General features: G+C 61.9%; 8 protein-coding genes and 2 tRNA genes. 4 read left to right on the top strand and 6 right to left on the bottom strand.

Annotated features, from left to right (window positions below; translation table 11 throughout):
- Window position 1: 1 nt before the first annotated feature.
- Together LGH70_RS21645 and LGH70_RS21640 are read left to right on the top strand one after the other, a co-directional pair.
- Window positions 2-76 (top strand) — tRNA-Val (locus LGH70_RS21645).
- Window positions 77-101: 25 nt separating this feature from the next.
- Window positions 102-179 (top strand) — tRNA-Val (locus LGH70_RS21640).
- 61 nt (window positions 180-240) lie between these two features.
- On the opposite strand, the gene LGH70_RS21635 is transcribed toward LGH70_RS21640, so the two are convergent.
- Window positions 241-1,542: a hypothetical protein gene (locus LGH70_RS21635; RefSeq protein ID WP_226189923.1), complete on the bottom strand. Its 1,302-nt coding sequence runs from the start codon at window positions 1,540-1,542 to the stop codon at window positions 241-243.
- A gap of 153 nt (window positions 1,543-1,695) precedes the next feature.
- On the opposite strand from LGH70_RS21635, the gene LGH70_RS21630 reads away from it, so the two are divergent.
- Both LGH70_RS21630 and LGH70_RS21625 read left to right on the top strand, forming a co-directional pair.
- Window positions 1,696-3,309: a glycosyltransferase family 39 protein gene (locus LGH70_RS21630; protein WP_226189921.1), complete on the top strand. Its 1,614-nt coding sequence runs from the start codon at window positions 1,696-1,698 to the stop codon at window positions 3,307-3,309.
- A gap of 86 nt (window positions 3,310-3,395) precedes the next feature.
- Window positions 3,396-4,565 carry a GNAT family N-acetyltransferase gene (locus tag LGH70_RS21625; protein WP_226189919.1) on the top strand — a complete coding sequence of 390 codons (1,170 nt, stop codon included), beginning with the start codon at window positions 3,396-3,398 and terminating at the stop codon, window positions 4,563-4,565.
- 190 nt (window positions 4,566-4,755) lie between these two features.
- Here the strand turns inward: LGH70_RS21625 and coaE are convergent, their stop codons facing one another.
- The 5 genes from coaE to LGH70_RS21600 form a co-directional block, all read right to left on the bottom strand.
- Window positions 4,756-5,352 (bottom strand): dephospho-CoA kinase, encoded by a 597-nt coding sequence (coaE, locus tag LGH70_RS21620; RefSeq protein ID WP_226189917.1) that lies wholly within the window; start codon window positions 5,350-5,352, stop codon window positions 4,756-4,758.
- Between the two features lie 59 nt (window positions 5,353-5,411).
- Window positions 5,412-6,371, bottom strand: coding sequence for a YbbR-like domain-containing protein (locus LGH70_RS21615; RefSeq protein WP_226189915.1), 960 nt, complete (start codon window positions 6,369-6,371; stop codon window positions 5,412-5,414).
- Window positions 6,372-6,383: 12 nt separating this feature from the next.
- On the bottom strand, window positions 6,384-6,716 hold the full coding sequence (yajC, locus tag LGH70_RS21610; protein WP_226189913.1) for a preprotein translocase subunit YajC: 333 nt from the start codon (window positions 6,714-6,716) through the stop codon (window positions 6,384-6,386).
- A gap of 181 nt (window positions 6,717-6,897) precedes the next feature.
- Window positions 6,898-7,422: a DUF1573 domain-containing protein gene (locus LGH70_RS21605; RefSeq protein WP_226189912.1), complete on the bottom strand. Its 525-nt coding sequence runs from the start codon at window positions 7,420-7,422 to the stop codon at window positions 6,898-6,900.
- Between the two features lie 122 nt (window positions 7,423-7,544).
- Window positions 7,545-8,549, bottom strand: coding sequence for an isocitrate/isopropylmalate dehydrogenase family protein (locus tag LGH70_RS21600; protein ID WP_226189911.1), 1,005 nt, complete (start codon window positions 8,547-8,549; stop codon window positions 7,545-7,547).
- Window positions 8,550-8,564: the final 15 nt, after the last annotated feature.

The raw sequence follows: 8,564 nt of genomic DNA, 5'->3' as shown, positions 1-8,564 counted from the left end.
CGGGAGATTAGCTCAGCTGGTTCAGAGCATCTGCCTTACAAGCAGAGGGTCACTGGTTCGAACCCAGTATCTCCCACTCTTTTTTTCTTGCATTACCCCTCGGGAGATTAGCTCAGCTGGTTCAGAGCATCTGCCTTACAAGCAGAGGGTCACTGGTTCGAACCCAGTATCTCCCACCAAAAAAGCCGCTTCGCAGCAATGCAGAGCGGCTTTTTGTTTTTACTGGCTTTATGATTGACGCTACATATTGGTCTCAGCCAAGCTCAGACGTGAACTTCCCTGCTTTTGCCGCAGGCGCTGCCACACAATGAAAGGATAGAGCAGCAGGGCCGGCTCAGCAAAATAGCGCCAGCGGAAGCCCACGAAGAACACGAGACTCAGCAGCCAGACGGCCACCAGCGGCGTAAGCAGCAGCACGTCGGCACGGCGCAGCCGCAAGCCCCGGTAACGCACCACCAGCAGCAGCAGACTAAGCAGAAAAGCCAGGTGCACGGCGGCCGTAACGGGGTGGTAGCTGGTGCGGGGCGCATCGGCAATGAAGTTTTCCGGGGCAAAGAACAGCAGCGTTTTGCGCAGCCAAAGCCGTACTTCAGCTCCGGGGTGCTGCTGCACCCAGCGGGTGGCCAAGCCGGCCCGGGCTTTGCTTTCCTGGTACTGGCTCAGGGAGTCGAGGCCGGGAATATGAGCCCGCACGAACTGGTCGAAGGGGCCGGTGCGCTCGTCCCAGTCGAACATGAAGCGGCCCTGCGTCACGGGGTTGTGGCCCTGCAGCAATTCGAAGCCGGCCTGGTTACTGAGCGTCCAGGCCCCGAACAGCCGGTGGTTTTTCAGCAGGATGGGCCCGTGTGCTGCCAGCAGCAGCAGCAGAGTAAGCCCCGCCGCACGCCAGGCATTGCGCCCGGACGCTCCCGAACCAAACATGCTCAGCACCAGCCACACGCCGAACAGTAAGCCATACACGGCCAGCAGATAGCCCCGCAGCAGGCAGGAAACCACGACGCAGCCGGCAATCAGCGCGGTATCGGGCCAGCGCAGGGGCCGGCCGCCGAGCTGGCGCAGCAGCTTGTACACCACCAGAATCAGCAGGGGCAGCGCCAGGTTTTCGTACCACATGTAGGCCCCGATGTAGTACACCACCGATGGGTAGACGGCCCATAGAAATGCCCCGCCCCAGGCGGCGGGCGGGGCCACCCCAAAGTAGCCCAGGGTGCGCTGAACGTAGAGAATACCCAGGCAGTACGCGGCTATGCTCAGGGCAAAAACCAGCAGGGTGAAGTAGTGCTTGGGCAGCCCGGCCCGTTGCCAGCCGATATATACGAACACCGGAAAGCTGGCGTGGAAGGAGTCGGGGCGCAGCACCTGCCGCACCGGGTCGAGGCTGACGTAGCCGCGGCCGGCCAGGTAGTTATCGGCAATACGGCCGTTGCGGCGCTCATCGTAGTTCCACTCCAGGCCCGGGTTCAGGTGCAGCTGCAACGCCAGCTTAAGCACGGCCAGCACCACGACAAGCAGCCAGACAAAACGGGGAACAGAGCGCAGCACGGACGAAGGAATACGAAGGGTGACGGAAAGCCAAAGGTTATGATTTAAACGGTGCCCCGGAAGTGCCGCCCGCTAAAGGCCGGTGGCAAACGCGCCGCGGGTAGTACCTTGCCGCCCATATTCTGCCGGTGCCTTCTCCAACGCTTCTGCCTTTTGCTGCGTCCCTCCCCCCTTCTGCCCGACTCGTTGCGCCGCCCGCTGGTCGGGGCTTTCTTTGCGCTGGTGGCGGTGCTGGGCATCCTGCTGCACCGCGACTACGGCCTGTCCTGGGATGAGCAGCTCGACCGGCTCAACGGCATTATCAGCGTGAAGTACGTGGCCCTGCGCCTGGCCCCCGAGCTGGCCCGGCGGCAGGAAAACTTCGCGGCCATTCCCGACATGCGCCAGAATGAGGACGTAGACCACGGCGTGATTTTCCAGATGCCGCTGGTAGTGCTGGAAAAGCTGGTGGGGGCCGACGACCCGCGTGAGGTGTACTTCCTGCGCCACCTGGTCACGTTTTTCACCGTGGCCGCGGGCATCTACGCGTTTTACCGGCTGGCCCGCCGGCGGTTCAGGAGCTGGCTGCTGGGGCTGCTGGGCGCCGGGCTGCTGCTGTTGTCGCCGCGCCTGTTTGCTGAGGCCTTCTACAATTACAAGGACCTGGTGTTTCTGGCCTTCTTCACCGGCGCCATTTACTCGCTCACCCGTCTGTTGCGCCGTCCATCGTGGCGCTGGGCCCTGACGCACGCTCTGCTGAGCGGCGCGGCGCTGGATGTGCGGACCATGGGCGTGCTGCTGGTGGGGTTCACCGTCTTCTTTGCCGGCCTGGAGCTGCTCTACCGCCCGGCCATTCGCAAACCGCTGCTGCTGGCCCTGGCCCTGTACTTGCCCGTAACGGCAGCCGTGGTGGTGGCCGGCTGGCCTTACCTCTGGGAAAATCCGCTGGGTCACTTCCTGGCCGCTTTCCAAAGCTTCAGCCGCTACCGCTCCGATATGCTGGTGCAGTACTGGGGTCAGCAGATTTCGGTGCGGCACCTGCCCTGGCACTACGCCCCGGTGTGGCTGCTGATTACCACGCCCGTGGCCTACACCCTGCTGTTTCTGGTGGGCTTGGGCACGCTGGGGTATACCTTGGTTCAACAGCCCGGGCGCTGGCTGCGCACCCGCACTGGCCGCCAGGATCTGCTGTTTGCCGTGTGGTTTTTTGCGCCGCTGACCGCCATTATTCTGTTGCACTCGGTGGTGTATGACGGCTGGCGCCACCTTTACTTCATCTATCCGGCCTTTGTGCTGCTGGCATTGCGAGGCGTGGCGGCCGGCGTGGCGTGGCAGGCCCGGCCGGGTTCGAAACGCTGGCTGGGCGCCGCGCTGCTGCTGGCAGTGGCGGGCGACCTGCTGCACTCCGGCTACCGCATTGCCCGCGACCATCCCTACCAGAACGTGTACTTCAGCTTTCTGCCCGGACCGGTGGCTGAGCGGCTGTTTGAGCGCGACTACTGGGGCCTGTCGGGGCGACAGGGGTTGGAATGGATTCTGGCCCACGACTCCAGCGCCCACGTAACCGTAGGCACTGATGCACGTTCTGCCCTGGTGCTTCACAACAACCACTTACTTTTGCCCCCGGCCGAGCGGCGCCGACTGGTGCTTACCTCCGCCGCGCAGGCCCGCTATTTTCTGACAACTTACCGGTGGCATCCGGGTTCTTACCCGGCCAGCTACGGCCCGGAAGTATACAGCATCCGGGTAGGTGGCGTGAAGATTCTGTCCGTTTTCCGCCGGCCCTAGCCTCCCATTTTCTATTCGCCGGGCAGCGTGGCCAGCCTTATTGGTGCCGCACTGTTCTGCGAATCAACCTTAGCTTTCCGCTGCTAATGCCTTTACTCGAAGTAACCGACGCCCGGCGGGCCCGGCAGTTCCTGGATTTACCGCCCCGCCTCTACCGGAACGAGCCCAACTGGATTTCGCCCCTCGACCACGAAATCGAAGCGGTATTCGACCCCAAAAAGAACAGCAACTTCCAGCACGGCGAAGCCATCCGCTGGATTCTGACCTCGGCCAGCGGGGAAGTCATCGGGCGTATTGCGGCCTTCATCAACCAGGCCACGGCCCACACCGACCCCACTTTGCCCACCGGCGGCCTGGGCTTTTTCGAATGCATCAACGATCAGCAGGCGGCCAATACGCTCTTCGACGCGGGCAAGGCCTGGCTGGCCGAGCGCGGCATGCAGGCCATGGACGGCCCCATCAACTTTGGGGAGCGGGACCGGTTCTGGGGCCTGCTGGTGTCGGGTTTCACCGAGCCCAACTATGGCATGTTCTACCACTTGCCCTACTACCAGCCGCTGTTCGAGAACTACGGCTTCCAGGTGTACTTCAAGCAGTATACCTGCCGCCGGGATGTAGCCATGCCCCTGCACGCGGCTTTCCACCGGGCCGTAACCAGCTACGCCGAGCAACCCGAGTTCAGCTTCCGCCACGCCGATAAGAGCGACGCCGAAAAGCTGGCCCGCGACTTTCAGCACGTGTACAACCTAGCCTGGGCCAACCACAGCGGCGTGACGGGCATGTCGCTGGAAAAGGCCCGCAGCCTGGTCAAAGAAATGAAGCCGGTAGCCGATGAGCGCCTCCTGTGGTTTGCCTACCACCAGGAAGAACCCATTGCTTTCTTTATCAGCCTGCCCGAGCTCAACCAGATTTTCAAGCACATCGGGGCCCGCTTCAACCTCTGGGACAAGCTGCGCTTCCTCTGGCACAAGCGCAAATACGACCAGCTGCCCGACAAGAAGATGTTCGGTGTTATCTTCGGCGTGGTGCCCGCCTGGCAGGGTAAGAGCGTCGAATCGGCGCTGATGGAGCACGCCCGGGCCAAGTTCCTGGAAGCAGGCTACACCGACTGCGAAATGAACTGGATTGGCGACTTCAACCCCCGCATGCTGGCCGTAACCCGCTCCATCGGGGCACGCATCCACAAAACCCACGTCACCTACCGCAAGTACTTCGACGAAACCCGCCCGTTTGAGCGCTGCCCAATAATTAAGTAGCTGCGTTGTCACGTGTCCTTGCGAGCAGAGCGAAGCAATCTGTCCTCTCCTAGTAAAAGACGCCCTTTTACCAGAAAGCCCTTTATCGACGGTTCGATAAAGGGCTTTTCTGTGAAGGGAGCTTTTTACATTTCAGGGAGCGAAAGGCCGCGTTTCTGCTTCATGCACAGTATGCTCGCTATAACCCTTTTCACCCCTGCCGAAACTGCCGGTCCAACTCCAGCACCTGCGGAATCAACAGGTGCTCGTCGTCGTTGCGCAGCACGTAGTCGGCGCGGCTAAGCTTTTCTTCCTCGCTCATCTGCTTGCCGATGATGGCCAGAATATCGTCGGCGGTGCGGTGCGGGTCGCGGCGCAATACGCGGGCCTGGCGCACGGCCTGCGGGGCAAATACGGTGATAATCTTGTCCAATTGCTTGTACGAGCCCGACTCGTAGAGCAGGGCGGCTTCCTTGAGAATGTAGGGGAAGCCGGCCGCCTGCTGTGCCTGGGCCCACTGCTCGAAGTCGTGCCCGACGCGCGGGTGCACCAGCGCGTTGAGACGGGCCAGCTGCTCGGGGTTCTGGAAGGCTACCTGCGCCAGATACGTGCGGTTGAGCTGGCCGGCATCATCAAACGTTTCGGCGCCGAAAGCGGCCTGCAGCTCGGCCCGCAGCACCAGGTCGTTGGCCATTACCCACTTTGCCCGCGAATCGGCGTCATACACCGGAATGCCCAGCACCCGAAACAGGCGGCACGCCATGCTTTTGCCCGACCCGATTCCCCCCGTAATTCCGATTCGAAGCATATGTGAAGTGGTGAAATGGGGCGGTGTGAACTGGGGAGTTGATAGGCGGACAGCGCCGTTTACTTCTGCGACACGCGGACGGCGCGCGTCAGGACCCGGACGCCCCGGGCCAGGCTGGGCGTTTGCGACAGTACGGGCTGCAAGCTGGAATCGGGGGAGTGAAACTGGCCGTAGTGCAGCAGCACGTGCACCTGGCTACGGTCGAGCCGGGCCGAGTCTTCGGGAAAGCACTGCACCTGCACCTGCACCGTGGCGGGCGTCAGCTTGAAGTGCTGGCCCTGGGGAAAGTCGCGCAGCTCGGGCACCACGCGCAGGGGCAGCGTGAGCAAGGGCCGGGGCTGCAGGCGCACTTTCACCTGCTGCACCTGGGTCTGCACCAGGTCGGGGCCGCCAATGGGAACGATAATGGCGCCCTCACTGCTACCCGCTGGCGCCTGCGGCAGGTGCACCGGATAGGGACTAGCCAAGCTGTTGACCGTGCGGGCCGGGCCGCGAAACACTACACTTTCGGGCGTAAAAACGGCCGCGTAGGGCAAGGCCGAGCCATCGACGCTGGGACTGAGCGTGAGGGGCAGGCGCCGGGCTACCAGCCGATCAAATTCCACCCAGAGCGTATCGGCCAGCACGTAGTTGAACTGCAGGCCTTCCATAGCACCCTGCAGCGCCGGCCGCAGCGCCTGGCCCGTGACAAAGCGCGTGGCGGGTAGCCGGGTGAGGCGCACCTCGGCGGGCTTCACGTCCAGCAGCAGGTTTTTGCGCAGCAGCTTCCAGCCCCGGCCCGTCACGTTCACGGCAACTTCCGTAGGCAAGGGCTTCACGGGAATGTAGCGCTGCTCGTCGTAGGCCCAGGCCAGCGGGTAGGTGATGCGCGTGGTGTAGGTTTTGTTCAGGGCATTGAGCAGCCAGAACGTGGAGGCCGCCAGAAAACAGGCCGTTACCGCCCGCCAGTAGCTGCGCTCCTGCCCGTAGAACGGGCTGGTAAACCAGCGGACCAGACGAACAGCGCGGGCAAGCGGCACGGCAAGGAGGAATTAGGCGTTTTCGGAGGCGGCTGGCGCTGCGGGTGCGGTTTTGGGAGCTACTTCGCGGGAAATAGCGGTGCGGTCAAACTTCAGCCGCACGCCTTTGTCTACCTCGACGATAACCGATTCTTCGTGCACTTCCAGCACTTTGCCGTGCAGGCCGCCGATGGTCACCACATTGGCGCCCTTCACCAGCGACTCCCGAAACTTCTTGGCCTCGGAGGTGCGGCGCTGCTGGGGCCGGATCATAAAAAAGTAAACGACGACGGCAATCAGCACCGGGAACAGCAGGGAAGTCAGGCCTTCACTGGTTTGGGTCTGCAAAAGAAGCGTTATAAACATGGCAACGAAAAAAGTGGTGGCGGAACCGCCAGCGTAAAAAACAACTGTCATCCTAAGCTCGCTTACAAGACCTTACGCCGGCGGGGCAGCAGCGTTGCTACGCCTTGCGCTTGCGTGCTGAAGGTCCTGCGCGGGGCCCAGGATGACAGAGAAAAAGAACAGCCGAAAGGCCGGGCGGCGGTTATTGCTTAACCGGACCGTTGGTTTCGGGCAGAATGTTGGTCCGGATGGCAATCTGGGTGATGCTGGGCTGGGTGTTGGCCCGCACCGCAATTTCCTTGTTTTGCAGGCCCGTTTTGCCCTGGCTGTTAAACTGCACCTCGATGGTGCCTTTGCCTCCCGGAGGAACTGGGTCCTTGGTCCAGTTGGGGGTCGTGCAGCCGCAGGAAGCCGTGGCGTTTTCAATCAGCAGCGGCGACTTGCCGGTGTTGGTAAATTCGAACGTGTGCTTCACCACCTCGCCGGGCTTGATGTCGCCGAAGTTGTGCTCCACTTCGGAGAAGGTCATTACCGGGGCGTTGGGGTTTGGAGCTTCGGTTTCGCCGGCCACGTTAGGGTTGTCCACCGTAGGGTTGGCGGCGTCGCTGGCAACAGTCGCGGCGGCATTCATGCCTTCCGTGCCTACTTCGGCAGACTTGTCGTTGTTGCAGGCACCAAACAGCAGGGCGCTGGAAAGCAGAAAAGCAGAAAACAGGGTACGTTTCATAGAAGTGAAGAAGGCGGCTATTTGGAGCCGTCAGAAAGGTAAAGTTAAGACGAAGTTTTACAAGATCTAAAGCATTAGCACCACGCCTTGTTGCTAGGGGGAACTAGTCTTCTAGCTACTTGCTACTTCGCCAGGCGGCCGATGATAGACTGAGCAAACTGGCTGGTGCTGGCTTTGCCGCCCAGGTCGCCGGTGCATTCTTCCTTGTGCTTAAGCGTCTCGTCCAGGGCGTCCTCGATGCGTTCGGCCAGGGCGTGCTCGCCCAGGTGGTGCAGCATCATCAGGCCCGAGCGCAGCAGCGCCGTGGGGTTGGCTTTGCCCTGGCCGGCAATATCCGGGGCCGAGCCGTGCACGGCTTCGAAGATGGCCATGTCGTCGCCCACGTTGGCCCCCGATACCACGCCCAGCCCGCCCACGAGGCCGGCGCAGAGGTCGGAAAGGATGTCGCCGAACAGGTTGGTCGTCACGACTACATCGAACTGCTCGGGCTTGTTCACGAGCTGCATGCACATGTTGTCGATGATTTTATCCTCGAACACGATTTGCGGAAACTCGGTAGCAGCTTCCTTGCAGGCGTCGAGCATGAGCTTGCCGGCCATTTTCAGGATGTTGGCTTTGTGGGCCAGGGTCACCTTTTTGCGGCCGTGCTTGGCGGCGTAGGCAAAAGCCGCGCGGCAGATTTTGCGCGAGCCGGCCACCGTGATGCGGTTGAAAGAGTCGGAAATGCCCAGGCGCTCGTCGTACACTTCCAGGCCCGAGTACAGGCCCTCGGTGTTTTCGCGGAACAGCACCAGGTTGACGCCGGTATAGCGCGAGTCGATGCCCTCGGTGGTTTTGGCCGGGCGCACGTTCTGGTAGAGGTCGTACTTCTGGCGCAGCGTGATGTTGATGCTGCGGAAACCCTTGCCCACGGGCGTCGTGATGGGGCCTTTCAGGGCCACGCGGTTTTTCTCCAGCGAGTCGAGCAACGACTGCGGAATCAGCTCGCCCGACTGATCGAAGGTCGTCTGACCGGCGTTTTGCTCTTCCCACTGAATGGGGGCGCCGGCGGCCGAGAAGATGTCTTTAACCGCTTGCGTGATTTCGGGCCCGATGCCGTCGCCGGGGATGAGGGTGATGGTGTGCATTCTGCTACTATCTAT

This window comes from Hymenobacter nitidus (genome assembly GCF_020447315.1).
GTDB lineage: Bacteria > Bacteroidota > Bacteroidia > Cytophagales > Hymenobacteraceae > Hymenobacter > Hymenobacter nitidus.
This window is presented reverse-complemented; position numbering and strand designations above follow the sequence as displayed.

Excerpts from the sequence above, each read along its gene's own strand:
- LGH70_RS21625 (WP_226189919.1), top strand. The coding sequence starts at position 3,396 with ATGCCTTTACTCGAAGTAACCGACGCCCGGCGGGCCCGGCAGTTCCTG.
- coaE (WP_226189917.1), bottom strand. The coding sequence starts at position 5,352 with ATGCTTCGAATCGGAATTACGGGGGGAATCGGGTCGGGCAAAAGCATG.
- yajC (WP_226189913.1), bottom strand. The coding sequence starts at position 6,716 with ATGTTTATAACGCTTCTTTTGCAGACCCAAACCAGTGAAGGCCTGACT.
- LGH70_RS21605 (WP_226189912.1), bottom strand. The coding sequence starts at position 7,422 with ATGAAACGTACCCTGTTTTCTGCTTTTCTGCTTTCCAGCGCCCTGCTG.
- LGH70_RS21600 (WP_226189911.1), bottom strand. The coding sequence starts at position 8,549 with ATGCACACCATCACCCTCATCCCCGGCGACGGCATCGGGCCCGAAATC.